Source organism: Pantoea sp. PvP021, assembly GCF_054056055.1.
In genome coordinates, this window is sequence record NZ_JBSRXX010000001.1 from 1,590,164 (window position 1) to 1,616,431 (window position 26,268).

At 55.8% G+C, this 26,268-nt stretch carries 26 protein-coding genes; 1 reads left to right on the forward strand and 25 read right to left on the reverse strand.

The annotated features are described in order from the left end of the window. Positions 1-3: 3 nt before the first annotated feature. From pal to sdhC, 18 genes are all read right to left on the reverse strand, one after another. Positions 4-534, reverse strand: a complete 531-nt coding sequence (pal, locus tag ACVKSX_RS07345; protein ID WP_010260771.1) for a peptidoglycan-associated lipoprotein Pal — start codon at positions 532-534, stop codon at positions 4-6. Positions 535-584: 50 nt separating this feature from the next. Further along, the gene (gene tolB / locus ACVKSX_RS07350; protein ID WP_163637347.1) at positions 585-1,880 is read right to left on the reverse strand and encodes a Tol-Pal system beta propeller repeat protein TolB; all 1,296 of its coding nucleotides are present in this window, start codon (positions 1,878-1,880) and stop codon (positions 585-587) included. 115 nt (positions 1,881-1,995) lie between these two features. Beyond that, positions 1,996-3,297: a cell envelope integrity protein TolA gene (gene tolA / locus ACVKSX_RS07355; protein WP_354438510.1), complete on the reverse strand. Its 1,302-nt coding sequence runs from the start codon at positions 3,295-3,297 to the stop codon at positions 1,996-1,998. 27 nt (positions 3,298-3,324) lie between these two features. Next, the gene (gene tolR / locus ACVKSX_RS07360) at positions 3,325-3,753 is read right to left on the reverse strand and encodes a colicin uptake protein TolR (RefSeq protein ID WP_010260764.1); all 429 of its coding nucleotides are present in this window, start codon (positions 3,751-3,753) and stop codon (positions 3,325-3,327) included. A gap of 13 nt (positions 3,754-3,766) precedes the next feature. Then, entirely contained in the window at positions 3,767-4,453 is a 687-nt protein-coding gene (tolQ, locus tag ACVKSX_RS07365; protein ID WP_010260762.1) for a Tol-Pal system protein TolQ, read from the reverse strand. Then, a complete protein-coding gene (gene ybgC, locus ACVKSX_RS07370; RefSeq protein WP_010260759.1) occupies positions 4,450-4,854 on the reverse strand; it encodes a tol-pal system-associated acyl-CoA thioesterase in 405 nt (134 codons plus the stop codon). Before ybgC ends, tolQ begins: the two co-directional genes overlap by 4 nt. A gap of 178 nt (positions 4,855-5,032) precedes the next feature. Continuing rightward, complete coding sequence (gene ybgE, locus ACVKSX_RS07375) at positions 5,033-5,326, reverse strand: cyd operon protein YbgE (RefSeq protein ID WP_022626040.1); 294 nt, start codon at positions 5,324-5,326, stop codon at positions 5,033-5,035. Continuing rightward, positions 5,326-5,430, reverse strand: a complete 105-nt coding sequence (gene cydX / locus ACVKSX_RS07380) for a cytochrome bd-I oxidase subunit CydX (protein WP_010260755.1) — start codon at positions 5,428-5,430, stop codon at positions 5,326-5,328. The genes ybgE and cydX overlap by 1 nt, the downstream gene beginning before the upstream one ends. Positions 5,431-5,445: 15 nt before the next feature. Then, a complete protein-coding gene (cydB, locus tag ACVKSX_RS07385; RefSeq protein ID WP_022626041.1) occupies positions 5,446-6,585 on the reverse strand; it encodes a cytochrome d ubiquinol oxidase subunit II in 1,140 nt (379 codons plus the stop codon). Positions 6,586-6,596: 11 nt separating this feature from the next. Next, complete coding sequence (gene cydA, locus ACVKSX_RS07390) at positions 6,597-8,168, reverse strand: cytochrome ubiquinol oxidase subunit I (protein ID WP_010260749.1); 1,572 nt, start codon at positions 8,166-8,168, stop codon at positions 6,597-6,599. A gap of 574 nt (positions 8,169-8,742) precedes the next feature. Further along, on the reverse strand, positions 8,743-9,618 hold the full coding sequence (gene sucD, locus ACVKSX_RS07395; protein ID WP_010260744.1) for a succinate--CoA ligase subunit alpha: 876 nt from the start codon (positions 9,616-9,618) through the stop codon (positions 8,743-8,745). Continuing rightward, on the reverse strand, positions 9,618-10,784 hold the full coding sequence (gene sucC / locus ACVKSX_RS07400) for an ADP-forming succinate--CoA ligase subunit beta (protein ID WP_003853151.1): 1,167 nt from the start codon (positions 10,782-10,784) through the stop codon (positions 9,618-9,620). Before sucC ends, sucD begins: the two co-directional genes overlap by 1 nt. 70 nt (positions 10,785-10,854) lie before the next feature. Further along, the gene (odhB, locus tag ACVKSX_RS07405) at positions 10,855-12,078 is read right to left on the reverse strand and encodes a 2-oxoglutarate dehydrogenase complex dihydrolipoyllysine-residue succinyltransferase (RefSeq protein WP_010260740.1); all 1,224 of its coding nucleotides are present in this window, start codon (positions 12,076-12,078) and stop codon (positions 10,855-10,857) included. Between the two features lie 15 nt (positions 12,079-12,093). Continuing rightward, on the reverse strand, positions 12,094-14,901 hold the full coding sequence (sucA, locus tag ACVKSX_RS07410; RefSeq protein ID WP_010260738.1) for a 2-oxoglutarate dehydrogenase E1 component: 2,808 nt from the start codon (positions 14,899-14,901) through the stop codon (positions 12,094-12,096). 200 nt (positions 14,902-15,101) lie between these two features. Then, a complete protein-coding gene (locus ACVKSX_RS07415; RefSeq protein ID WP_010260736.1) occupies positions 15,102-15,818 on the reverse strand; it encodes a succinate dehydrogenase iron-sulfur subunit in 717 nt (238 codons plus the stop codon). 14 nt (positions 15,819-15,832) lie between these two features. Beyond that, positions 15,833-17,599, reverse strand: a complete 1,767-nt coding sequence (gene sdhA, locus ACVKSX_RS07420) for a succinate dehydrogenase flavoprotein subunit (protein ID WP_022626042.1) — start codon at positions 17,597-17,599, stop codon at positions 15,833-15,835. Further along, positions 17,600-17,947 (reverse strand): succinate dehydrogenase membrane anchor subunit, encoded by a 348-nt coding sequence (sdhD, locus tag ACVKSX_RS07425; RefSeq protein ID WP_009091417.1) that lies wholly within the window; start codon positions 17,945-17,947, stop codon positions 17,600-17,602. It abuts the gene before it with no gap. Continuing rightward, positions 17,941-18,330, reverse strand: a complete 390-nt coding sequence (gene sdhC / locus ACVKSX_RS07430; protein ID WP_029519433.1) for a succinate dehydrogenase cytochrome b556 subunit — start codon at positions 18,328-18,330, stop codon at positions 17,941-17,943. Before sdhC ends, sdhD begins: the two co-directional genes overlap by 7 nt. Positions 18,331-18,963: 633 nt before the next feature. On the opposite strand from sdhC, the gene ACVKSX_RS07435 reads away from it, so the two are divergent. Continuing rightward, positions 18,964-20,247 carry a citrate synthase gene (locus tag ACVKSX_RS07435; RefSeq protein ID WP_010260725.1) on the forward strand — a complete coding sequence of 428 codons (1,284 nt, stop codon included), beginning with the start codon at positions 18,964-18,966 and terminating at the stop codon, positions 20,245-20,247. Between the two features lie 364 nt (positions 20,248-20,611). Here ACVKSX_RS07435 and nei read toward each other — a convergent pair whose 3' ends face one another. The 7 genes from nei to pxpB are packed head-to-tail and all read right to left on the reverse strand — an operon-like array spanning position 20,612 to position 26,170. Then, positions 20,612-21,400, reverse strand: coding sequence for an endonuclease VIII (gene nei / locus ACVKSX_RS07440; protein WP_010671297.1), 789 nt, complete (start codon positions 21,398-21,400; stop codon positions 20,612-20,614). An 11-nt stretch (positions 21,401-21,411) separates the two neighbouring features. Next, positions 21,412-22,059 carry a pyroglutamyl-peptidase I gene (gene pcp, locus ACVKSX_RS07445; RefSeq protein ID WP_010671296.1) on the reverse strand — a complete coding sequence of 216 codons (648 nt, stop codon included), beginning with the start codon at positions 22,057-22,059 and terminating at the stop codon, positions 21,412-21,414. 6 nt (positions 22,060-22,065) lie between these two features. Next, positions 22,066-23,082: a DUF979 domain-containing protein gene (locus ACVKSX_RS07450; protein WP_031592206.1), complete on the reverse strand. Its 1,017-nt coding sequence runs from the start codon at positions 23,080-23,082 to the stop codon at positions 22,066-22,068. Continuing rightward, positions 23,082-23,810 (reverse strand): DUF969 domain-containing protein, encoded by a 729-nt coding sequence (locus tag ACVKSX_RS07455; RefSeq protein WP_010671295.1) that lies wholly within the window; start codon positions 23,808-23,810, stop codon positions 23,082-23,084. Before ACVKSX_RS07455 ends, ACVKSX_RS07450 begins: the two co-directional genes overlap by 1 nt. Positions 23,811-23,863: 53 nt before the next feature. After that, on the reverse strand, positions 23,864-24,601 hold the full coding sequence (pxpA, locus tag ACVKSX_RS07460) for a 5-oxoprolinase subunit PxpA (protein ID WP_010260713.1): 738 nt from the start codon (positions 24,599-24,601) through the stop codon (positions 23,864-23,866). Then, positions 24,591-25,520 carry a 5-oxoprolinase subunit PxpC gene (pxpC, locus tag ACVKSX_RS07465; protein WP_010671294.1) on the reverse strand — a complete coding sequence of 310 codons (930 nt, stop codon included), beginning with the start codon at positions 25,518-25,520 and terminating at the stop codon, positions 24,591-24,593. The genes pxpA and pxpC overlap by 11 nt, the downstream gene beginning before the upstream one ends. After that, entirely contained in the window at positions 25,514-26,170 is a 657-nt protein-coding gene (gene pxpB, locus ACVKSX_RS07470) for a 5-oxoprolinase subunit PxpB (protein WP_354438511.1), read from the reverse strand. The genes pxpC and pxpB overlap by 7 nt, the downstream gene beginning before the upstream one ends. Between the last annotated feature and the right edge of the window lie 98 nt (positions 26,171-26,268).

Sequence of the window (26,268 nt, forward strand, 5' to 3'; positions counted from 1 at the left end):
CTCTTAGTAGACCAGAACGGCACGACGGTTTTTAGAATACGCTGCTTCGTCATGACCCAGAACGGCTGGCTTCTCTTTACCGTAAGATACGATAGACATCTGATCAGCCGACACGCCTTTGCCCTGCAGGTACATTTTAACCGCGTTAGCACGACGTTCGCCCAGGGCGATGTTGTATTCCGGCGTACCGCGCTCATCCGCATGACCTTCGATGGTCACTTTGTATGACGGGTTGCTGCGCAGGAAGGTTGCATGCTGATCCAGCATCTGTGCGTAATCAGACTGAACGTCATACTTGTCCAGGCCGAAGTACACGATGTTGTTCTGCTGCAGCTGCTGCATCTGCAGACGAGCCTGCTCGTCAGAAGACATGTTGCCGCCGTTGCCGTTCATGCCAGAATTTGCACCGTAAGCGCCGCCATCAGCGCCCATGCCAGTCTGGTCATTGTTGTTGTTCTTGTGTGAGCTACAAGCCGCTACTGCCAGAACCGGCAGAGCCAGCATCAAACCCTTCAGCACTTTGTTCAGTTGCATTTCAAAATCCCATTATTGTTTATTGTTTGTGATGTCTGAACTGTCAGACATTACAGATACGGCGACCAGGCAGGAAATTTTACCTGTCCATCAGTTGCCGGAAGACGCGCTTTGAAACGGCCGTCGGTAGAAACCAACTGCAACACGGAACCCATACCCTGAGTAGAGCTGTAGATTACCATTGTGCCATTGGGTGCCAGGCTCGGCGTTTCATCCAGGAACGTGTCCGTTAACGTTTGAACGGCTCCCGTTTCCAGATCCTGTTTGGCGACGTGTTGAGCACCACCGTTGGTGCTAATCATCACCATAGACTTACCATCTGTCGCAACATCCGAATCCTGGTTCTGACCGCCTTCCCAGGTAATACGTTGTGGCGCGCCACCGTTAAGTCCGACTTTGTAGATTTGTGGAGCACCAGCCTGATCGGAGGTGTAAGCCAGCGTCTGGCTGTCCGGGAACCAGGTTGGTTCGGTGCTGTTATAGCGACCATCGGTAATCTGACGCGTCTGACCTGAGGCCAGATCCATCACATAGAGGTTCAGGCTGCCGGTTTTAGAGAGCGCGAACGCCAGTTTAGAGCCATCCGGCGAGAACGCTGGGGCACCGTTGTGACGTGGATAGGAGGCGATCTGACGGATAGCACCGTTCGACAGCGTCTGTACCACCAGCGCAGATTTGCCGCTTTCAAAGGTCACGTAAGCGACTTTGCTGCCATCCGGAGACCAGGCTGGCGACATCAGCGGCTGTGGTGAACGGTGCACAACAAACTGGTTGTAACCATCGTAGTCAGCAACGCGCAGCTCATACGGGAACTGGCCGCCGTTGGTCTGCACCACATAGGCGATACGGGTACGGAAAGCGCCCTTGATGCCGGTCAGCTTCAGGAACGTTTCGTCACTGGCCGTATGAGCGGCATAACGCAGCCACTGCTTCGTCACTTTATAACTGTTTTGAGCCAGCACGGTACCGGGAGCACCGCCGGTGTCGACCAACTGGTACGAAACCTGATAGCTGCCATCCGGGTTAGACGCGACCTGACCGACGACCACGGCATCAATGCCGAGTGCACTCCACGCGGCAGGCTGAACTTCCTGCGCGCTGGCAGGCTGCTGTGGCAGACGCGAGCGATCCAGTGGATTAAATTTGCCACTGTTGCGCAGGTCAGCTGCAACGATGCCGCCGATATCTTCCGGCGCTGCGCCAGCACCGGCCCATTTAAACGGCACCACGCCAATCGGGCGCGCAGTGTTGACACCCTGGGTGATCTCAATTCGAACTTCTGCATGCAGCATGGCTGCCCACAGCAGGATAAAAAAGCCTAACGTAACGCGAAGAGCTTGCTTCATTTTATCTCCCTTATCTGAACCTCAGTCCACGATAATTGGCACTGTTCCTGGAAACCACGAGTACAACTTAAGTACGGCACGCTAAACATAGATCAACTTGCCGCCCGTTACTGCATTATTGCGGTTTAAAACGCATTGGGGCGTTTTTAAACACTTCGTAGACCGCCTGCGAAGGCGGCTTCGGAATACGTGCCTGTTTTGCGGCAGCAATCGCGGCCTGACAGAGCGCGGGATCGCCACCCTCTGACTTAACATCAATCAACAAGCCATCAGGCGCAAGTTTAATCCGCAAATCACAGGTTTTTCCGCGATACAGATCCGCATCATAGAATCGGCTCTGAATCGCACTCACAACCTGACCCATGTAGGAGTTGATTTCCGCGCCTGATGCACCCGCTTTCTTCTGGTTTCCCTGCCCTGCTGCGCCGCCAGAGGTGCCGCTTTTCGGTGCATTTTTACCGGAAGCGAGTCCACCCAGCAAATCATCGACATCGCTGTCGTTGGCCGCATCGGCGGCGGCTTTGGCTTTAGCATCCGCTTTGGCCTTTGCGGCAGCATCGGCTTTGGCTTTCGCCGCGGCATCGGCTTTCGCTTTCGCGGCAACTTCCGCCTTCTCTTTGGCGGCCTCTTTAGCTGCTTCCGCTTTCTCTTTTGCGGCTTCTGCGGCTTTCTCTTTCGCTGCCTCTGCGGCTTTTGCTTTGGCCTCAGCTGCTTTTTCTTTAGCCTCTTCAGCCGCTTTGGCTTTGGCATCCGCCGCCGCTTTCACTTTGGCCTCAGCCGCGGCTTTTGCATCTGCTTCAGATTTCGCCTTCGCTTCCGCAACGGCTTTCTCTTTTGCAGCAGCGGCAGCGGCGGCTTTCGCCTGCTGATCAGCCTGCTTCTTTGCTTCGGCTGCGGCCTGTTTCGCCTGCTCAGCCGCGGCTTTTGCCTGCGCATCTGCCTGAGCTTTTGCATCCGCTTTGGCTTTGGTAGCCGCCGCTTCCGCCGTTTTTTGCTGCTCCTGCGCCTGCTTAGCAGCGTCTTCGGCAGCTTTCTGCTGCTCAGCCTGCTGTTTCGCCTCTTCTTTCGCGGTTTCCTGCGCGGCTAAACGCTCTTTTTCCAGCGCTTTCAGACGCTGCTGTTCAGCAGCCTGTTTCTGTTGCAGCTCTTCAGCCTGCTGCTGCGCCTGCTTTTTACGCTGCTGCTCAGCCCGCTGGCTGTCACTTTGCTGGTTCTGCTGACGATTGTATTGACTCACGACGGCACCGGGATCGACCATCACTGCATCAATATCACTGCCTCCGCCACCCGCACTGCTGGCGTCAATGTGCTCATTAAACGAGCTCCAAATCAGCAGCGCGATCAGCACGATATGCAGAATCACCGAAATGATTATCGCGCGCTTTAACTTCTCGTTTTGCTCGGTTGCCTTCGACACACTCGGTTCCCAAAAAACGGTTCGATTTTAAATCGGCTGCGTCATCAAACCGACAGATTTAACACCCGCCTGGTGCAGCAGGTTGAGCGCTTTAATAATTTCATCGTAAGGCACCTCTTTCGCGCCCCCGATCAAAAAGACCGTCTTAGGATTCGCTTCCAGTCGACGCTGCGCTTCGCTGATGACCTGCTCTGGTGGAAGTTGATCCATACGATCGTGATCCACGACCAGGCTGTACTGACCCACGCCCGCTACTTCGACAATCACCGGCGGATTATCATCGCTGGCAACGGTTTTCGAATCGGTCGCATCAGGCAGATCCACTTCCACGCTCTGGGTAATAATGGGCGCCGTTGCCATGAAGATCAGCAACAGCACCAACAGGACGTCCAGTAGCGGAACGATGTTGATTTCCGACTTCAGGTCGCGGCGTTTGCGACCACGTACTCTGGCCATCATTAACCTCTATTTACTTAGCGCTATCGCTGGAGAAAGCCTGGCGATGCAGAATGGCAGTGAACTCTTCCATGAAGTTGTCGTAGCCCTGCTCCAGTTTGTTCACGCGCTGGTTCAGACGGTTGTACGCCATCACCGCCGGAATCGCGGCAAACAGACCGATAGCGGTCGCAATCAACGCTTCAGCGATACCCGGTGCAACCATCTGCAGGGTTGCCTGCTTCACGGCACCCAGTGCGATAAAGGCGTGCATGATCCCCCAGACGGTGCCGAACAGTCCGATATAAGGGCTGATAGAACCGACGGTGCCGAGGAATGGAATGTGGTTTTCCAGCGCTTCCAGCTCACGGTTCATCGAGATGCGCATCGCACGGCTCGCACCATCAATGACCGCTTCCGGCGCATGGCTGTTGGCGCGATGCAGGCGGGCGAACTCTTTAAAGCCGGAATAGAAAATCTGCTCCGAACCGCCCAGTTCTTCCCGGCGCTCCTGGCTCTCCTGATAGAGGCGCGAGAGTTCGATGCCGGACCAGAATTTGTCTTCAAACGCCTCCGCTTCTCTTCCCGCCGCATTCAGAATACGTGTGCGCTGAATAATGATGGCCCAGGAGGCAATAGAAAAGCCGATCAAAATCAACATGATAAGTTTGACCAGAAGGCTCGCCTTCAGGAACAAATCAAGAATGTTCATGTCAGTCACTGCTTGAACTCCGCGACAATAGACTTGGGAAGCGCAATCGGCTTCATTAGATGTGGGTTAATGCAGGCAATCAGGACTTCTGCCTCATTGAGCACTTTGCCTTCAGTATTCACGATACGCTGAGTGAACGTCATGGTAGCCCGTGTCATTGATGTGACCTCGCTCTGGATCTCCAGAAGGTCATCAAGACGCGCCGCCGCCAGATAGTCCACCGATATACGCCGTACCACAAAAGCGATCTGCTGTTCTAACAGCGTCTGCTGATTGAAATGGTGCTGTCGCAACATTTCAGTACGTGCTCGTTCATAAAAAGCGATATAGCTGGCGTGATAAACCACACCACCGGCATCAGTATCTTCGTAGTAGACCCGAACCGGCCAGCGAAACAGCGTTGTACTCACTCTACATCCCGGCCTCGTTTTAAACGTTGTTACTATACGCAAGAGAATTGGGGTTGGGAATGGCTCGTCAGAGCCAGGCGAAAATAATTATCGCTCCGTAACAAACGGAACGATTTCAGGGAGATTAATTGACCAGACGCTGACAAAAATTCACTGACAGCGCCGATGAGGCGGGGTCTTAAAGATAAAAACGGTAAAGCGCAATAAATAGCACCAGCATGGCGGGTAACGGGGCAAACAGCGCCTGCCATCGGGTTTGCTTTGGCCGGAAGCCCACACCGTGGATTACCCCACTGCAGACCGCCCAGATCAGCACCAGCCCCTGCAGAGCCGGTAACTGGCCTGCCTGATTGGCAAAGCGTGTCGGATCCCACATCACGCCGCCTGCGGTCAGCAGCGCCAGCAGCAGTGAAAGGGCCCGTAACGGGCCCTTATCCATCAGATCATACAGCATCCGAATTAGCGTTCGCATCAGTGAGGCTCATCCTGCGCTTCAATGTGCTCAATCGCCAGCGCGGTCACGATACCAAAGGCACAGGCCAGCAACGTGCCGAGAATCCAGGCAAAATACCACATGCGACGTCTCCTTAATTAATAGAGTGAGTGACTGTTGCTTTCAATATGCTCTTTGGTGATACGACCAAACATCTTCCAGTAGCACCAGGTGGTGTAGGCCAGAATGATCGGCACAAAGATAGCGGCGGCAACGGTCATGGTTTGCAGCGTCAGCAGGCTGGACGTTGCGTCCCACATGGTCAGGCTCATACCCGGCACCGTGCTGGATGGCATGATGAACGGGAACATTGCAATGCCGGCTGTCATGATGACGCAGGCCAGCGTCAGTGAGGAGAACAGGAACGCCCAGGCGCCCTTCTCAACCCGCGAGCAGAGTATGGTCAGCAGCGGCAGCACAGCGCCCAGCAGCGGGAACAGCCACAGCACAGGATGGTTCTGGAAGTTGACCATCCAGGCACCCGCTTCGCGCACCACGGTTTTGCCCAGTGGGTTAGAAGCAGCGAAGTGATCCATGGTGCTGGTCACCACATAACCATCGATACCATATTTCACCCAGACGCCCGCCAGGATAAAGCAGACCATCATCACCAGGGCGGCAAGTTGTGCTGCGGTGCGTGAACGCAGATGCAGTTCGCCGGTAGTGCGCATCTGCAGATAGGTTGCACCCTGCGCCAGAATCATCGCCACACTGACCACACCTGCCAGCAGACCAAACGGATTCAGCAGCTGGAAGAAGTTACCGGTATAGAACAGGCGCAGATACTCATCGGCATGGAACGGCACGCCCTGTAACAGGTTGCCAAACGCTACGCCGATCACCAGCGGCGGCACGAAGCTGCCAATGAAAATCCCCCAATCCCAGGCACCGCGCCAGCGATTGTCTTCAATCTTCGAACGGTAATCGAAGCCAACCGGACGGAAGAACAGCGACGCGAGCACCAGAATCATCGCCACGTAGAAGCCAGAGAAGGCTGCCGCGTAAACCATCGGCCAGGCGGCAAACAGCGCGCCACCTGCGGTGATCAGCCAGACCTGGTTACCGTCCCAGTGTGGGGCGATACTGTTAATCATGATACGACGTTCAGTATCATTCCGGCCCAGAATGCGTGTCAGCATCCCGACACCCATATCAAAACCATCTGCGACGGCAAAGCCAATCAGCAGCACGCCAATCAACAGCCACCAGACAAAGCGCAGAACTTCATAATCAAACATAGTCGCTCTCCTTATCCCTGTACCGGCTGGGTGATTGCCGTGATCTGCTCATGATGATAACGCCCGGTTTTCAGGCTGCTCGGCCCAAGGCGGGCGAATTTGAACATCAGGTACATCTCAGCCACCAGGAACATTGTGTAGAGTCCGCAGATCAGGATCATGGAGAACAGCAGATCGCCAACGGTCAGGGAGGAGTTGGCTACCGCAGTCGGCAGAACTTCACCGATAGCCCAGGGCTGACGACCATACTCCGCCACAAACCAGCCTGATTCGATAGCGATCCACGGCAGCGGAATACCAAACAGCGCCGCTTTCAGTAACCAGCGATTTTTGCCGATGCGGTTACGCAGTACGCTCCAGAACGCCAGCGCGATAATGCCCAGCAGCAGTACGCCACACAGCACCATGATGCGGAAGGCAAAATAGAGCGGGGCGACACGCGGGATAGAGTCCTGCGTCGCCTGTTTAATCTGCGCTTCGGTTGCATCAGCCACGTTGTCGGTATAACGCTTCAGCAGCAGACCGTAGCCGAGATCCTGTTTGTGACTGTTGAACGCGTCACGCACCGCCGGATCCTGGCTGCCACCGCGCAGCTCATTCAGCAGGGCATAGGCTTTCATGCCGTTGCGGATGCGCACTTCATGCTGTGCCATCAGATCTTTCAGGCCGGTTACCGGCGTATCGGTAGATCGGGTGGCGATCAGGCCCAGCAGCCAGGGGATCTGTACTGCGTATCGGTTCTCCTGAGTTGCCTGATCGGGCAGGCCAAACAGGGTAAACGACGCCGGTGCCGGCTGGGTTTCCCACTCCGCTTCGATAGCGGCCAGTTTGGTTTTCTGCACGTCACCCATTTCGTAACCTGACTCATCGCCAAGAACGATGACTGACAGCACCGCCGCCATGCCAAAGCTGGCTGCGATAGCGAACGAGCGTTTAGCAAAGGCGAAGTCACGACCTTTCAGCATGTACCAGGCGCTGATGCCCATAATAAACATTGCACCGGTGGTGTAACCGGCTGCCACGGTGTGAACGAATTTCACCTGCGCGACCGGGTTCAGCACCAGCTCTGAGAAGCTGACCATCTCCATGCGCATGGTTTCGAAGTTGAACTCAGAGGCGATCGGATTCTGCATCCAGCCGTTAGCCACCAGAATCCACAGCGCCGACATGTTTGAGCCTAGCGCCACCAGCCAGGTGACGGCGAGGTGCTGCACTTTGCCCAGGCGATCCCAGCCAAAAAAGAACAGGCCAACAAAGGTGGATTCCAGGAAGAACGCCATCAGACCTTCGATGGCGAGCGGCGCGCCGAAGATATCGCCAACGTAGTGAGAGTAATATGACCAGTTAGTCCCGAACTGAAATTCCATGGTCAGGCCGGTGGCGACACCCAGCGCAAAGTTAATACCGAATAACTTGCCCCAGAACTTCGTCATATCTTTATAGATTTGTTTGCCGCTCAGGACATATACCGTTTCCATGATCGCCAGCAAGAACGCCATACCCAGCGTTAAAGGGACGAACAGAAAATGGTACATCGCCGTTAAGGCAAACTGTAACCGCGACAGCTCGACGATATCTAACATAAGGACTCCTTGCTCCTCGCTTTGTCTCCGTCACGCGCGCGAACAGATCGAACGCAATCAGAGTCAGCAACGACTGTTTATTGATTCCAGTTTTTTATTACCCGCAGAACAGGTCTGTGAGCTGCCCGAACAGGCGAGTAGCGAATGAAGCAGCTCAGAAAATTGTCAATCAGCGCTTTCGTTAACGCGTGCTTTAACAGGAGGAAAGCGGGTGTTATCCCGGGTTGAGCAGACGTTTGAAAATTTGTGTAAAAGGCTGGATTGATGCAGCGCAATTTACGCCCTTAGCGTTGCGCTTTGCCAGAGATATAGTTGGATATAAGTCGCGATTAATTGATCTGGATTAACGCATTAAGTTTCCAGATAGAGTCAGGTAGGTTTCTTGTTAATGAGATGTCAGTAATGAAATAAAGCGCGAAGAAATAATTTACCTTTGACACTTTTCCTTAACGTGATGAGCCGCAGACCGGTTATTTAACCGCGCACTCTTCTCTTTAGCTTCCTGCGTTATAGCTCTCATTTACAGGCATAAAAAAAGCCACCCGAAGGTGGCTTAGTCTCAGATGACGCTGACTTATTTAGCAGGTAATACGGCTTTAACTGCGTCACCGATATCCGCCAGGCTGCGGACAGTTTTCACGCCTGCCGCTTCCAGCGCAGCAAATTTCTCATCTGCTGTACCTTTACCACCGGCAATGATGGCGCCAGCATGGCCCATACGCTTGCCTTTTGGCGCGGTGACGCCAGCAATGTAGCCTACAACCGGCTTGGTCACGTGCTCTTTAATGAAGGCTGCAGCTTCTTCTTCTGCGCTACCGCCGATCTCACCGATCATCACGATAACTTCAGTCTGTGGATCATCCTGGAACATTTTCAGGATGTCGATGAAGTTAGAGCCTGGGATCGGGTCACCACCGATGCCAACGCAGGTTGACTGGCCGTAGCCGATATCCGTGGTCTGCTTAACCGCTTCATAGGTCAGGGTGCCTGAACGTGACACGATACCGACGCGGCCCGGCTGGTGAATGTGGCCCGGCATGATGCCGATTTTACATTCGCCTGGGGTGATAACGCCTGGGCAGTTTGGACCGATCATCCGCACGCCTGCTTCATCCAGCTTCACTTTCACGGTCAGCATATCCAGGGTCGGGATGCCTTCGGTGATGGTGATGATCAGTTTGATGCCCGCGTCGATTGCTTCCAGGATGCCATCTTTACAGAAAGGAGCCGGAACGTAGATCACAGTGGCGGTCGCGCCGGTTGCTTCTACCGCTTCGCGAACGGTGTTGAACACCGGCAGGCCGAGATGGGTCGTGCCACCTTTGCCTGGCGTCACGCCGCCAACCAGTTGGGTGCCGTATGCCAGCGCCTGCTCAGAATGGAAAGTCCCCTGGCCACCGGTGAAACCCTGGCAAATGACTTTGGTGTTTTTGTCGATCAGAATGGACATTATTTACCCTCCGCGGCAGCAACAACACGCTGTGCGGCGTCTGTCAGGCTGGTTGCTGCAATGATGTTCAGACCGCTGTCCGCCAGTTTCTGGGCGCCCAGCTCGGCGTTGTTACCTTCCAGACGTACCACAACTGGCACGTTCACACCCACTTCAGCGACTGCGCCGATGATGCCGTCGGCAATCAGGTCGCAGCGTACGATGCCGCCGAAGATGTTAACGAATACGGCTTTAACCGCATCGTCAGACAGGATGATTTTAAAGGCTTCGGTCACGCGCTCTTTGGTTGCGCCGCCGCCGACATCAAGGAAGTTGGCCGGTTGACCGCCGTGGTGTTTAACGATGTCCATGGTGCCCATCGCCAGACCTGCGCCGTTAACCATACAACCGATGTTGCCTTCCAGCGCAACATAGTTCAGTTCCCACTGTGTCGCATGGGCTTCACGCGGATCTTCCTGGCTTGGATCGCGCATTTCGCGCAGCTCTGGCTGACGGAACAGGGCATTGCCATCGGCACCCAGTTTGCCATCCAGGCAGATCAGGTCGCCCTGTTTGGTGATCACCAGCGGGTTGATCTCAACCATCGCCAGATCGCGCTCCAGGAACAGTGTCGCCAGGCCCATGAAGATCTTGGTGAACTGGCCAACCAGCTTGCCGGTCAGGCCAAGTTTGAACGCCAGCTCACGGCCCTGATAAGGCTGCGGGCCAGTCAGTGGATCCAGCGCCATTTTGTGGATCAGGTGCGGGGTCTCTTCCGCCACTTTTTCAATTTCCACGCCGCCTTCAGTTGAGGCCATGAAAATTACGCGACGTGTTGCGCGATCGACCACAGCGCCCAGATAGAGCTCCTGATCGATATCGGTCGCCGCTTCAACCAGAATCTGGTTTACCGGCTGGCCGTTTGCGTCTGTCTGATAGGTAACCAGGCGTTTGCCCAGCCAGTTTTCAGCAAAAGCACGAATCTCTTCTTTGCTGTTAACCACTTTCACACCGCCCGCTTTACCGCGGCCACCGGCATGAACCTGACATTTAACTACCCACGGGCCTGCGCCAATTTTAGAGGCTGCTTCTTCCGCTTCACGTGGTGTAGTACAGGCGTAACCCGTTGGTGCCGGCATGCCATACCGTGCAAACAGTTGTTTCGCCTGGTATTCGTGTAAGTTCATGATGTTCTATCCATTCAGGTCTGAAAAGAGTAATGAGGTTGGGCGCGCGGCAAGGCGCGCCCGGTGAAAATCAGACATCCAGCAGCAGGCGCGCCGGATCTTCCAGCATCTCTTTCACTGCAACCAGATAACCAACTGATTCACGGCCATCGATCAGACGGTGGTCGTAGGAGAGCGCCAGATACATCATCGGCAGCACCACAACCTGACCATTGACCGCCATCGGGCGATCTTTGATGGCGTGCATGCCCAGGATGGCGCTCTGCGGTGGGTTGATGATCGGGGTGGACATCAGTGAACCAAAGACGCCGCCGTTGGTAATGGTAAAGTTACCGCCGGTCAGATCCTCAACTGTCAGCTTGCCGTCACGGCCTTTCACTGCCAGCTCTTTGATTTTCTTCTCGATGTCCGCCATGCTCAGCGCATCAACATCACGCAGGACCGGTGTAACCAGACCACGTGGCGTAGAGACCGCAATGCTGACGTCGAAGTAGTTGTGGTAAACCACATCTTCACCATCGATAGAAGCATTCACTTCCGGATAGCGTTTCAGCGCTTCAACAACCGCTTTGATGTAGAAGGACATAAAGCCCAGACGTACACCGTGACGCTTCTCGAAGGCCTCACCATACTGCTTACGCAGATCCATGATGGGCTTCATGTTGATTTCGTTGAAGGTGGTCAGCATCGCGGTGCTGTTCTTCGCTTCCAGCAGACGCTCGGCAACACGCTTACGCAGACGGGTCATCGGCACGCGTTTTTCGCTGCGGTTAGCCACTGGCTGCTGCGCGGCGGCCGCATCAGCAGCTGGCGCAGCGGCTTTGGCAGCCTGCGGTTTGTTGGCCAGATGTTTTTCAACATCTTCACGGGTCAGACGACCGCCGACACCGCTGCCTTTGATCTGCGAGGCATCAAGATTGTGCTCTGCAATCAGACGGCGGATAGCCGGGCTGAGCGCATCGTTGCTCTCTTCTTCCAGTGACGCAGTCTGACGCTGAGCCGGGGTAGACTCTTTGCTTTCAGACTTCGCGCTGCTCTCTTTACCGGCGCTGTTGCCCTCTTTCAGACGACCCAGGATCTGGCGGGAAGTGACGGTGGCGCCCTCTTCTTCCAGAACGGCTTCCAGGATACCGTCCGCAGAGGCTGGCACTTCCAGTACAACTTTGTCAGTTTCGATTTCGACCAGCACTTCATCGCGAGTGACTGCATCGCCTGGTTTTTTATGCCAGGTTGCCACAGAGGCATCGGCAACCGATTCAGGCAGGTCGGGAACGAGAATATCTACGCTACTCATTATCTTTCCTTTTAATTAATTAACGTTCAGCGCGTCATTAACCAGGTCTTGCTGCTGTTGTTGGTGTACGGACATGTAACCCACGGCCGGTGAGGCGGATGCCGGGCGGCCTGCATAACGTAAGGTGGCACCAAACGGCACAACTTCACGGAAATGATGCTGACTGCAATACCAGGCGCCCTGATTCAGTGGCTCTTCCTGACACCAGACAAAATCCTGCACGTGAGCATACGCTTTTAATGCTTCCTGTACCGCGTGATGCGGGAACGGATAGAGCTGCTCGATGCGCACGATAGCCACATCGGTCTGCTCATTTTTACGACGCTGCTCCAGCAGGTCGTAATAGACTTTACCGGAGCACAGCACGACGCGTTTCACGCCCTGCGGATCCAGATCATCGACTTCGCCAATCGCAGGCTGGAAGCTGCCATTAGCCAGTTCATCCAGCGTGGAGATAGCCAGCGGATGACGCAGCAGTGATTTCGGCGACATCACAATCAGCGGACGGCGCATACCGCGCAGCGCCTGACGACGCAGCATATGGTAAACCTGCGCAGGGGTAGACGGCACGCAGACCTGCATGTTCTGCTCAGCGCAGAGTTGCAGATAACGCTCCAGGCGCGCAGAGGAGTGCTCTGGCCCCTGACCTTCATAACCGTGCGGCAGCAGCATCACCAGGCCACACATCCGGCCCCATTTCTGCTCACCGGAGCTGATGAACTGGTCGATAACAACCTGTGCGCCGTTGGCGAAGTCACCAAACTGCGCTTCCCAGATGGTCAGGATGCGCGGCTCTGCGGTGGCATAACCATATTCAAAGGCCAGCACCGCCTCTTCTGACAGCACGGAGTCCCACACTTTGAACTGACCCTGTCCGCTGTGCACGTGGTGCAGAGGGGTATAGGTTGAGCCGTTCGCCTGGTTATGGACTACCGCGTGACGATGGAAGAAGGTTCCGCGACCGGTATCTTCACCCGACAGACGCACCGGAATGCCTTCATCAACCAGCGTGGCATATGCCAGGTTTTCCGCGCCGCCCCAGTCAAAGGCTTTCTCGCCTTCAGCCATCAGGCGACGGTCGTTGTAAATTTTGGCAACACGCGACTGCACTTCCACCTCTTCAGGCACCTGGCTGATACGCAGCGCCAGCTCCTTCAGACGTTTCATGTCGACCTGAGCCGGGTAAGGTTCATCCCACTCATGATTCAGGTAAGGTGACCAGGTAAAGGAGTGCAGACTCATTGGACGCCATTCCGGCACCACGCACTCACCCGCATCCAGCGCGTCACGGTAGAGATTGACCATTTCGGTCGCATCTTCCTGCGTGGCAATGGCTTCACCTTCCAGACGGTCGGCATAGATTTTACGCGGCGTCGGGTGTTTTTTGATTTTCTGGTACATCAGCGGCTGGGTCGCACTTGGCTCATCCGCCTCGTTGTGACCATGACGGCGATAGCAGACCAGATCGATAAACACATCACGCTTAAAGGTGTTGCGATAGTCGAGCGCCAGACGGGTCACAAACGCGACCGCTTCCGGATCGTCAGCATTGACGTGGAAAATCGGTGCCAGCACCATTTTGCCGATATCGGTGCAGTAAGGGGTAGAACGCGCATCTTTCGGGTTGGATGTGGTGAAGCCAACCTGGTTGTTGATGACGATGCGAACGGTACCGCCCACTTCATAACCGCGCGCCTGTGACATGTTCAGAGTTTCCTGAACCACGCCCTGGCCAATCACGGCCGCATCACCATGAATGGTGATCGGTAAGACTTTATTGCTGGCTGGCTCATCCAGACGATCCAGACGGGCACGTACTGAACCCATGACTACCGGGCTGACGATCTCCAGGTGCGACGGGTTAAACGCCAGCGCCAGGTGAACCAGGCCGCCTTCGGTTTCCACGTCAGACGAGAAGCCCATGTGGTACTTCACGTCACCGGTGCCCAGATGCTCTTTGTGCTTACCGGCGAACTCGTCGAACAGATCCTGTGGCTTTTTACCCAGCACGTTGATCAGCACGTTGAGACGGCCACGGTGCGCCATACCCAATACGACTTCACGGGTTCCGCTCTTACCGGCATGACGGATCATTTCGCGCAGCATCGGAACCAGTGCATCGCCGCCTTCCAGCGAGAAGCGTTTGGCACCCGGGAATTTCGCTCCGAGATATTTTTCCAGCCCTTCGGCCGCGGTCAGCTCTTTCAGGAAACCTTTTTTCTCTTCATTGCTGAAGGCTGCACGGCCCGCGACTGACTCAAGGCGCTGCTGAATCCAGCGTTTCTCATCAGTGTTGTTGATGTGCATATATTCTGCACCGATCGAGCCGCAGTAAGTCTGAGTCAGCGCCTCGAACAGTTCGGCCAGCTTCATGGTCTCTTTGCCAATGGCAAAAGAGCCGACGTTAAAGCTTTCCTGAAAATCGGCCTCGGTCAGATCGTGAAAAGCGGGATCGAGATCGGCTACCCGGTCCTGTTTCCACAGACCAAGCGGGTCAAGATTGGCGTGCTGATGACCGCGGAAACGAAACGCGTTAATCAGCTGCAGCACTTTTACTTGCTTGGAGTTGGTTTCAGGATCGGAGACAGATGAGGTGTAACGAGATGCGTCTTTCGCCAGGCGACGGAAGTACTCACGTGTGGTGGAGTGAAACTGCTCAGGTTTCATTCCGGTGCCCGGTAACTGCTGGAACATCGAGCGCCACACTGCATCGACAGAGTCAGGATCGGTCAGGAAATCCTCATAGAGCTGCTCTATGTAAGACTGATTCGCGCCGGCCAGCCAGGAAGAGTCCAGCCAGGGCTTCATCGCGCTGTTCTGCATTGTGATCCCTTAAGCATTGCTATGCTTTTTTGAGGTTTCATTTGTTGCCGCTTTCGCGGTTTGCCGTAGTGAGTTCAGCGATACGAGCACTTTGCGCAGCGCGCGTGGCCCGTAAGGGAACCTTTGTAAACGTGGTAATCACCGCGCTTACAGAGGCTTCCGTAAAACACCGGGAACCTGAGGTTCCCGGCAGAAACTGCTTATGCGCCGCGCTGCAGCAGCATCGACTTGATATGGCCGATGGCGCGCGTCGGGTTCAGCCCTTTCGGACATACGCTCACACAGTTCATGATGCTATGGCAGCGGAATACGCTGAAAGCATCATTCAGATTGTCGAGACGCGCCTCGGTTTCGGTGTCGCGGCTGTCAATCAGGAAGCGGTACGCGGCCAGCAGGCCAGCAGGACCGATGAACTTCTCAGGATTCCACCAGAATGATGGGCATGAGGTTGAGCAGCAGGCACAGAGTATACATTCGTACAGGCCATCCAGGTGTTCACGCTCATCCGGCGACTGCAGATGTTCACGAGCTGGCGGATTTTCCCCATTATTCAACAGGAAAGGCTTAATTTTCTCATACTGTGCATAAAACTGGCTCATGTCTACAACCAGGTCACGCACCACCGGTAAACCTGGCAGCGGACGGATAACAATTTTCTGTTTGCCGTTGCCCAGCGCCGAGACGGGCGTAATGCAGGCCAGTCCGTTTTTACCGTTCATGTTCAGGCCATCGGAACCGCAGACGCCTTCACGACAGGAGCGACGAAACGCCAGGGTCGGATCTTTCTCTTTCAGGCGAATCAGTGCGTCCAGCAGCATCATGTCGCGACCATCTTCCGCTTCCAGGGTGTAATCCTGCATGCGCGGTTTGTCATCGACGTCCGGATTGTAGCGATAAATTGAAAACTCGAGTCTCATGATCGTCTCCGAAATTAGTAGGTACGCACTTTCGGCGGGAAGGCCGCGCGCAGTTTCGGCTGCATGTTCACCTCACGGCGCGTCATGCTTTCGGTTTCCGGGACATAAAGACTGTGGCACAGCCAGTTTTCATCATCACGATCCGGGAAGTCGAAGCGACTGTGCGCACCGCGGCTTTCGGTGCGATAGTTAGCCGCTACCGCCGTGGCAAAGGCCGTCTCCATCAGGTTATCCAGCTCCAGGCACTCAATACGCTGGGTGTTGAAATCCGGTGAGCGGTCATCCAGACGCGCTGACTTCAGGCGCTGGCGAATCTCTTTCAGCTCTTCCAGACCCTGTGCCATCGCTTCGCCTTCACGGAATACCGAGAAGTTATTCTGCATGCAGCGTTGCAGCGCTTTACGAATCTCAACCGGATCTTCACCCGTGGTGTTGTTTTCCCAGCGGTTGAAACGCGCCATCGCCCCGGCGATCTCATCTTCTGTGGCATCACGCAGGTCGCCCTGCTCCTGAATACTCGCCAGCAGATGCAGACCCGCTGCACGGCCAAAGACCACCAGGTCGAGCAGTGAGTTACCGCCCAGACGGTTGGCACCATGCACCGATACACAGGCGATTTCACCGACGGCGAACAGGCCAGGAATCACTACATCTTCGCCCTGCTCATTGACGCGCAGTGCCTGGCCGGTCACTTTGGTCGGAATGCCGCCCATCATGTAGTGGCAGGTCGGAATGACCGGAATCGGCTCTTTAATCGGATCGGCGTGCGCAAAGGTGCGTGACAGCTCAAGGATGCCAGGCAGACGTGACTCAAGCACCTCTTTACCCAGATGATCCAGTTTCAGTTTGAGATGTGGACCCCACGGGCCATCACAGCCGCGACCTTCACGGATTTCAATCATCATTGAGCGCGCCACCACGTCGCGGCCCGCCAGATCTTTGGCGTTCGGCGCATAACGCTCCATGAAGCGTTCGCCATGTTTGTTCAGCAGATAGCCGCCTTCACCACGGCAGCCCTCGGTGACCAGCACGCCCGCACCGGCGATACCGGTTGGGTGGAACTGCCACATCTCCATATCCTGCACCGGTACGCCCGCACGCAGTGCCATACCTACGCCGTCACCGGTGTTGATGTGTGCATTGGTGGTGGACTGGTAGATACGGCCCGCGCCGCCGGTGGCCAGAATGGTCGCTTTCGCTTTGAAATAAACGGTTTCGCCGGTTTCGATGCAGATAGCGGTACAACCCACGACTGCGCCATCGGCGTTTTTCACCAGATCCAGTGCATACCACTCAGAGAAGATAGTGGTTTTGTTTTTCAGGTTCTGCTGATAAAGGGTGTGCAGCAATGCGTGACCGGTACGGTCAGCCGCAGCCGCCGTACGCGCCGCCTGCTCGCCACCGAAATTCTTTGACTGGCCACCAAACGGACGCTGATAGACACGACCATCTTCCAGACGCGAGAAAGGCAGACCCATGTGTTCCAGTTCCAGAATCGCTTCCGGTCCGGTTTTACACATATATTCAATCGCGTCCTGGTCGCCGATATAGTCGGAACCTTTGACGGTGTCGTACATGTGCCATTCCCAGTTATCTTCATGGGTATTACCCAGCGCAACGGTAATACCACCCTGCGCAGATACGGTGTGGGAACGGGTCGGGAAAACTTTAGATAACAGGGCACAGCTCTGGCCGCCCTGGGAGATTTGCAGTGCGGCTCGCATTCCTGCGCCACCTGCGCCGATTACCACGGCATCGAACTCTCTGATTGGCAAACTCATTTACACACCCCACACCACAACAAATCCATAAATCGCATACCACAACAGCGCCACGACAATCACAAACTGCAACAACAAGCGGGTTGGCAGTGATTTAACGTAGTCTGTTAACACCTGCCACATGCCAATCCAGCCGTGGATCAGAATGGAGAACAGCGTCAGCAGCGTGAACACTTTGGTGAATGCGGAAGCGAAGAAGCCACGCCACAGGTCATAAGTCAGCGTGTCTGTCATCACCACGAAACCGAGGATGTAGACGATGTAGAGCGTAATGAGAATTGCAGTTGCCCGCAGCAGCAGCCAGTCCTGAATGCCGTTGCGACCCAATGCGGATGCATTGCTTACCATACGAGGACTCCCGCCAGAATTGCCAGCACGACAGTGATCACAAAAGTCATATGAGCGGAACGCTTACCAACCTGCAGCGTTTCGGCCAGATAACCAAAATCCATCAACATATGACGAATCCCGCTCACCGCGTGATAGGCCAGCGCCGTTAAGATGCCCCACATAATGAACTTCGCGAAGAAGCCATCCATGATGGACGCAGCGTGCTGGAAACCTTCAGGAGAGGAGAGAGAGAGACCGAGCAGCCACAGCAGGATGCCAATGGCAACCAATGTGATTACGCCGGAGACGCGGTGAAGAATGGACGATATTGCAGTAACGGGAAACCGGATCGTCGAGAGATCCAAGTTGACAGGTCTTTGTTTTTTCACGGTTTTGCCCACACAGCTCTTTTTTATTTTGCTTCCTCCGGACCTGAGGCGGAGTCTAATCACAACGCGTGGCAGACTTTAACCGTCACCAAAAAAGCAACATCCAGTGTTAATTGACGCGGTAGTAAACGCTGGGTGGCTCCTGGTGTCAGGGTGTTCCGGAGACCTGCCTGGAGTATAGGAGGATCACATTCTGATTACAATTCCCCTACAAACTCTTTGGTATATTTTAGGTGGAACAGTGATCCTACTCACGATTTTCACAATTGATACAATTTTAATTATCTGATTTGACAATAGTTCAACAATTCAGTTACAAACTAAGCCTGTAAATTCCTATGATGCGCAAAAGTTATGGGGATACACTTTCCCCTAAGCGCAAGTTATGTAACATTGCGATAATGAGCATTAAAAAGCATCAGGTTATTGGTTACCAAGAAGTTATGTCCTGACCGGATCTTTAACAACCGCGATATGCAGCATGTCCATGGCTCACCGGTTCCCGCTGGGAACGCGCCGCTCACTCTGTACCCTGCACCCGTTTTACCCCCGCAGAGTGATACTGTGTAGTTTTGCCAACCGCAACATGAACGCGTTTCAGGTGTCTAAAGATCCTTACCTACATAAGGCGCTATGGAGACGAAAATGACAGATAAAAAAGTAACGCTAACCCTGCAAGATGGAACATCTATTGAACTGGACGTGCTGAAAGGTACGCTGGGCCAGGATGTCGTTGATGTCCGCACTCTGGGTTCAAGTGGCCTGTTCACCTTCGATCCCGGTTTTACGTCTACCGCGTCCTGCGAATCTGCAATCACCTTTATCGATGGGGATGAAGGTATCCTGCTGCACCGTGGTTTCCCTATTTCTGAGCTGGCGACCCACTCTAACTATCTGGAAGTCTGCTACATCCTGCTGAACGGCGAAGCACCAAACCAGAAACAGTTTGATGAGTTCCGTACCACGGTTACCCGCCACACCATGATTCATGAGCAGATTACCCGCCTGTTCCACGGCTTCCGTCGCGATTCGCATCCGATGGCGGTAATGTGCGGTGTCACTGGTGCACTGGCTGCGTTTTACCACGATTCGCTGGATGTAAACATTGAGCGCCACCGCGAAATCGCAGCGTTCCGTTTGCTTTCTAAAATGCCGACCATGGCAGCGATGTGTTACAAATATTCTATCGGCCAGCCGTTTGTCTATCCGCGCAACGATCTCTCCTATGCGGGTAACTTCCTGCACATGATGTTTGCCACGCCGTGCGAAGAGTACAAAGTGAATCCGGTGCTGGAACGCGCCATGGACCGCATCCTGATCCTGCATGCTGACCATGAGCAGAACGCCTCAACCTCTACCGTTCGTACCGCTGGTTCAAGCGGCGCGAATCCGTTTGCCTGTATCGCCGCCGGGATCGCCTCCCTGTGGGGACCGGCGCACGGTGGTGCCAACGAAGCGACCCTGCGTATGCTGGAAGAGATCAGCACCGTTGAGCATATTCCGGAATTTGTTAAACGCGCCAAAGACAAAAATGACTCCTTCCGTCTGATGGGCTTTGGTCACCGCGTTTACAAAAACTACGATCCACGCGCGACCGTGATGCGCGATACCTGCCATGAAGTCCTGAATGAGCTGGGTATGAAGGATGACCTGCTGGAAGTGGCGATGGAGCTGGAACACATTGCGCTGAACGACCCGTACTTCATCGAGCGTAAACTCTATCCAAACGTGGACTTCTACTCCGGTATTATCCTGAAAGCGATGGGTATTCCATCCTCCATGTTTACGGTGATCTTCGCGATGGCCCGTACCGTTGGCTGGATTGCACACTGGAAAGAGATGCACGACGAAGGCATGAAGATTGCCCGTCCACGTCAGCTCTACACCGGTTATACCGAGCGCGAATTCAGCTCACAGCTGAAAAAGTAAGGCTCAGTGGATAGCGGAGAGGGATCTCCGCCTGATGTTGCTTTAAAGCCGGGGGCGGTTGGCTGTGATACCGCGCCTGCGCAGAGAACACGGTCAGATCGGAAAGTCGCTTAAACCATCCATGGCCGCTCGGCCCGCGCGATTACGCACCTCATCCCTGAGGTGCGCCCGTTGCCGGGCCAACGCGTTGCATTGTTCAAAAACGCTCCCGGCGTTTTTGTCCATGGCGCGGGACGCTTTCCTCCTCTGACCGTATTCCCTGCGCGTCAGACTTCTTCGTAGCGGCTGGACTCACCCGGATTCGAGTTTGTCAGCTGTTTGCAGTAAGAACCTTTTCCTGTTTTGTTCGCCAATGCGGTCGCCCCTATCTCTGACAACCCGGACACCAGTAAAAAGGCCGTGATGAGAGCGTGCCCTTCTCAATCACAGTGCCGCAGCGCCGGCATTTTTTGCCCTGTCGATGAAACACCTCAAACTGAAACGCCGCTTCCTCATGATATTTCTTCATGGTTCCACGCATCCGATAGGCATGGCGCGGCACTGAAAGCAGCGCTTCGCTGAAAGCAGTCAGCTGATCGTTACTGAGATCCTGCGCCCGATGATTTGGCAGCAACTGTGCCAGCCAGAGAATTTCGGCACGCAGGTAGTTTCCCAGCCCGGCCAGAAAAGCCTGATCCAGCAACAGACCACTGAACTGCCGCCGCCGGAAACGGGGTGACAGCAGCCGCTCTTTCACCTCTTCCACTGTCAGCGCGCTGTTCAGCACATCCGGTCCGATACGATTAAGAAACGGATGTGCCGCCAGCGTATCCGCATTAAGCAGCTCAATATCAGAGGCGCTGTAGAGCAGAATCGCTTTGCCCGCCGTCGCCAGTCGCACCCGCAACTGACGGGTGGAATTCAGTTCGGTGTCAGGTTTTACAATGCGCCAGACACCATAAAGCTGGTTATGGCTGTAGAGCGTCAGGCCATTGCTGAAATGAGTCAGCAGCGCTTTACCCCGCGTCTCAATCGCATTAACCTGCTCACCAATCAATGCCGGTTCATAGGTTTTGAGCTGAGGAAACGCGAACCACGCTTCCGTTAACGGCTGACCCACAATGGCGTCTTCAAGTTTATCCGCCACGCGGCGAATTTCCGGTCCTTCAGGCATCGTTCATCCTCTTAATGGGTAGCGCCGCCAGCCTGTCTGATATCCTCGCCGGTCTCCAGCGTGACCTTTACCGCAATTTCCAGCGCCTGAATAATGGACGCCAGCGCCATGCTCGGTGCGCCCGGATGCTGCGCCGCCTGTTCAGGCAGATAAGGAATATGGATAAAGCCTCCCCGCACCGGACTGTCATGCTGCTCAAGCCAGTGCAGCAGGCCGTACATTACGCGGTTACAGGTAAAGGTGCCCGCCGTTTGCGACACTGAAGCGGGGATCCCCGCTTCACGCACCGCCGCCACAATCGCTTTGATGGGCAGACGGGAAAAATAGGCTGCCGGGCCACCTGCTACAACGGGCTCATCCACCGGCTGATGACCGGCGTTGTCCGGGATACGGGCGTCATCGACATTAATACCAATACGTTCAACGGTAATGTCGCTACGGCCGCCCGCCTGCCCCACCGACAGAATCGCATCCGGTTTCACCTCTTCCAGCGCCTGATTCAACACCCTGAGTACGTCGCTGAATACCACCGGCAACTGGCGGATCACTATCGTCGCCCCGCTAATCTGTTTACCTTCCAGTGCGCGCACCGCTTCCCATGAAGGGTTAATCGTTTCACCGCCAAAAGGTTCAAAGGCGGTCATCAGGACAGTTTTCATGCAACCTCACAGGAACATCAGGAAATAGAGCAGGAAAATATTAACGATTAACAGTAGCACACCGGTCGGAATCTGAGCCTTGATCACCGCGTTACGATCGGGCAGTTCCAGCAGCGCTGCCGGGACGATATTGAAGTTGGCCGCCATCGGCGTCATCAGCGTACCGCAGTAGCCGGAGAACATACCAATTGCCGCCATCACTGCCGGGTTTCCGCCGTGCTGCAACACCAGAATCGGGATGCCGACGCCTGCGGTGATTATCGGAAACGCCGCAAAAGCATTACCCATGATCATGGTTAACAGCGCCATCCCGACGGCATAGACGGTGACCGCGACAAAGCGATTATCTACCGCCAGCCAGGTTTCTGTCAGATGCGAAATGGCGCTGCCCACGCCCGCGCTGGTAAACAGCAGTCCCAGGGTGGCGAGGATCTGCGGCAGGATAAAAGCCCAGCCAATCGAATCCAGCAGGCGACGGGTCTCCTGCATCGACTGCACCGGTTTCTCGTGGGTCAGTTTTAACGCCACCAGCCAGCCAATCACACAGCCGACCATCATTGAAAACAGCGTCACCAGCGTAGCGTGGTTACCGGGGCCGAACACCGCATCCTGCAAACCGGGAATATGGTTAAACGCCAGCACACCGACCACGGTCACGACCGGAATCGACAGTGCAGGCAGAAACAGTTTATTGCGCAGACGCAGCGCACTGGCCTGTTTCTCTTCATCGCTGCGCTGATGATAGCGACCCAGCCTGACACCGCCAAACCCGGCAATCAGCGCCATCACCACCACAATGACACCGATGCCGATGTGCAGCATACGGGTGCCCGCCGCATCTGAACCCATCCAGGCGCTCATCAGTTGCGTCGTCCAGTCACCGACCAGAAAAACCAGGCCATACAAAGCCCAGAACAGTCCGGTGGTAAAGCGACGTGGATTCGCGCTGTCACGCCAGGAAAGCACCGCCACTACCAGCAGGATAATGCCCGCCAGCCACATCAGATATTGTTGCTGGAACATTACTCACCTCCTTTGGCTTTCAGCGCCTGACGGTTCAGCTGCTGCAGCTCTCGCGCCAGTTGCCGATCCAGCCGTACCAGACGTGCCGAGTGGATCAGGAACGCGGCGACGGCAGTCGGAATGCCCCATAAGGCGATGTGCAGCGGTTCGGTCTGAATCCCGGCGGACTCCTGCATAAAGTTATGCATAAAGATAATTGCGCCAAACGCCACGAAGATATCCTCACCAAAGAAGAGGCCGACATTATCGGTCGCCGCTGACATCGCGCGCAGCCGATGGCGCAGCTCAGGTGAGATCTCGCCATAGCGGCTTTCAGTTGCTCCTTCCGCCATCGGTGCCAGCAACGGACGCACCATCTGCGGATGTCCGCCGAGACTGGTTAACCCCAGCGCGGCGGTGATTTCGCGCACAAACAGGTAGACGATCAGCAGCCGTCCGGCGGTTGCCGTTTTGATCTGTGCAATCCACGCCTGCGCCCGCTCTTTCAGTCCGTGACGCTCCAGCAGGCCAATGACCGCCAGCGGCAGCAGCAGGATCAGCGGCAGGTTGCGGGTGTTAAGAAAACCCGCCCCGAGCTTTTCCAGAATGTCCGCCAGCGGCATCATCGCGGCCAGACCGGTCACAAACCCGGCGACAATCACCACCAGCACCGGATTGAACCGTAACAGGAAGCCGACGACGATGGCGGCGATGCCCAGTAATGGCCAGAGATTTACTGCACTATCCATGGATTTCCCTCAGAGTTGAAAAACCCGGCATACGCCGGGCTAAGTGTGGTTATTCAGTTGCTGGTGACACGAATCTGCTGATCGGCAAACGCATCACGCAACCGCTGTGCAAATTGCAGGGCGTGCGCGCCGTCGCCATGTAAGCAGACGGTCTGTGCATTCACCGCAACCCATTCTCCGGTGATACTTTTTACTTTGCCCTGCTGCACCATCGTCAGCGTCTGACTGATAGCCTGCTGTTCATCTTCAATCAGCGCGCCCGGCTCGCTGCGCGGCACCAGCGCACCGCTACTGAGATAGCCACGGTCGGCGAACACCTCTTCCCGCGTGCGTAAGCCGTAGTGCGCCGCCGCACGAATCGATTCGCTGTTAGCCAGTCCCACCACAATCAGCTGGCTGTCGACCGCCCTGATGGCGCGGGCAATGGCGTCCGCCAGCACCGGATCGGCCGCAGCCTGGTTGTAGAGCATGCCATGCGGTTTAACATGAAGCAGCCGCGCACCTTCGCTTTCCGCCAGACTTTTCAGCGCACCAATCTGGTAGATCATCTGGGCGTAGACCGTTTCCGGCGGCAGCTGCATGGCGCTGCGGCCAAAGTTCTCCCGATCGGGAAAAGCGGGATGTGCACCAATCGCGACGCCGGATGCCTGTGCCCAGCGCACCGACTGCAGCATGGTCTGCGCATCACCTGCGTGAAAGCCACAGGCGATGTTGGCGGAACTCACCAGTTGCAGCAGCGCCTGATCGCTGGCGCAGCCCTCGCCCAGGTCGGCGTTTAAATCAATTTTCATTGAGTCCCCACTTCATCTGGTCCAGTGCGCGTTGCTGATGCTGACGTGCCAGCATCGCTTCCGGCAGGGTGCAGTGAATAAAATGAATCGGCTCACCCAGCCGGATTTGTGCCAGGTGATAGAGATCGGCTTCGATAACCGAGGCGATGCGCGGATAGCCGCCGGTGGTCTGGGCATCCGCCATCAGCACGATAGGCTGTCCGTTCGGCGGCACCTGAATCACACCTGGCATCACGCCGTGTGACAGCAGCTCGCGCGGGCTCTCGCGCTCAAGCTTGCGTCCCTCAAGCCGGTATCCCATCCGGTTACTTTGCGGGCTGAGTTTCCATGCGGTGCGCCAGAACGCCTGCTGCGCTTCGCGGCTGAACTCGTGATACTCCGGGCCAGGTAGTGCGCGGATGCGGTTGCCCCACAGCAGTTGCCGCACCCCGACTTTACGGTCAAACGTGCGGGTCGGTTTACCCAGCGGGAGCTGATCGCCATCCTGCAAGGCTCGCCCCTGAAATCCGCCAAATTTTGCTTTTAGATCGGTGCTGGCAGAGCCGAGCATCGCGGGGATATCAAAACCGCCCTGCACTGCCAGATAGCTGCGCATACCGCGCTGCGGCATCGCCAGTGACAGGAGCTGCCCCCGTTTCACCGGCGTGCGCCAGCCCGTCCAGACCGGCTGGCCGTCAAGCTCCGCATGGCAGCCTGCGCCGGTCAGCGCAAACCAGCCATCGCGGGTAAACTCCGCTTTGAACTGGCCGAGCACCATCTCCAGCACCGCGCTGTCGGGGTCATTGCCCACCAGCACATTGGCAGTGAACATCGCGGGATGATCCAGCACACCGCCAGGGCTGATGCCATACTGACGCCAGCCGTAACGGCCCGCATCCTGAATAGTGGCGGCCAGGCCGGCTCGCAGAATGTTTAACATACGCCCTCCTGTTGCGGCACAAAGCGAACCCTGTCACCGGGACGGAGCAGCGTGGGCGGTTGCTGCAGGGGATCAAACAGCGCGGTGCGCGTCTGGCCAATCAGCTGCCAGCCGCCGGGCGAAGCCAGCGGATAGACGCCGGTCTGGCTGCCGCCGATGCCTACCGAGCCGGCGGGCACTGCAACCCTGGGCTCAGCACGCCGCGGGATGTGCAGGCGCGGATCCAGTCCGCCCAGATAGGGAAAACCGGGCTGAAAGCCGATAAAAAAGACCACATAGTCACTGCTGCTGTGCAGCTCAACCACCTGACGGGGCGTCAGCGCGGCGTGTTCCGCCACCACCGTCAGATCGGGGCCAGACTCGCCGCCATAGATCACCGGGATCTCCACCTGACGCGACTCCTGCAACTGCGCTTCACTCTCTTCCCACCAGCGCTGAAGCCGCTCTATTGCGTCCAGCGCGCTCTGCTGGGGATCACGCAGGATCAGGGTGATGTTGTTCATGCCGGGGATCACCTCCAGCACGCTGGCATAGTCGTGCAGTCGCTGATTCAGTCCCCAGATTCGTTGCTGGCTCTCCAGTGAGATCGGCGGTTCCAGCTCCAGCACGACAGCGCGTTCACCCAATAAATAACACCGTGCTCGTTGCAACAGCTACCTCCCGCTCAGTTGAGATCGCGCCTGGCCGACCTGACCGGATGCCCGGTGCAGCCCATTGCTTATCTACGTAAAGCAAACAGTTATGCGAA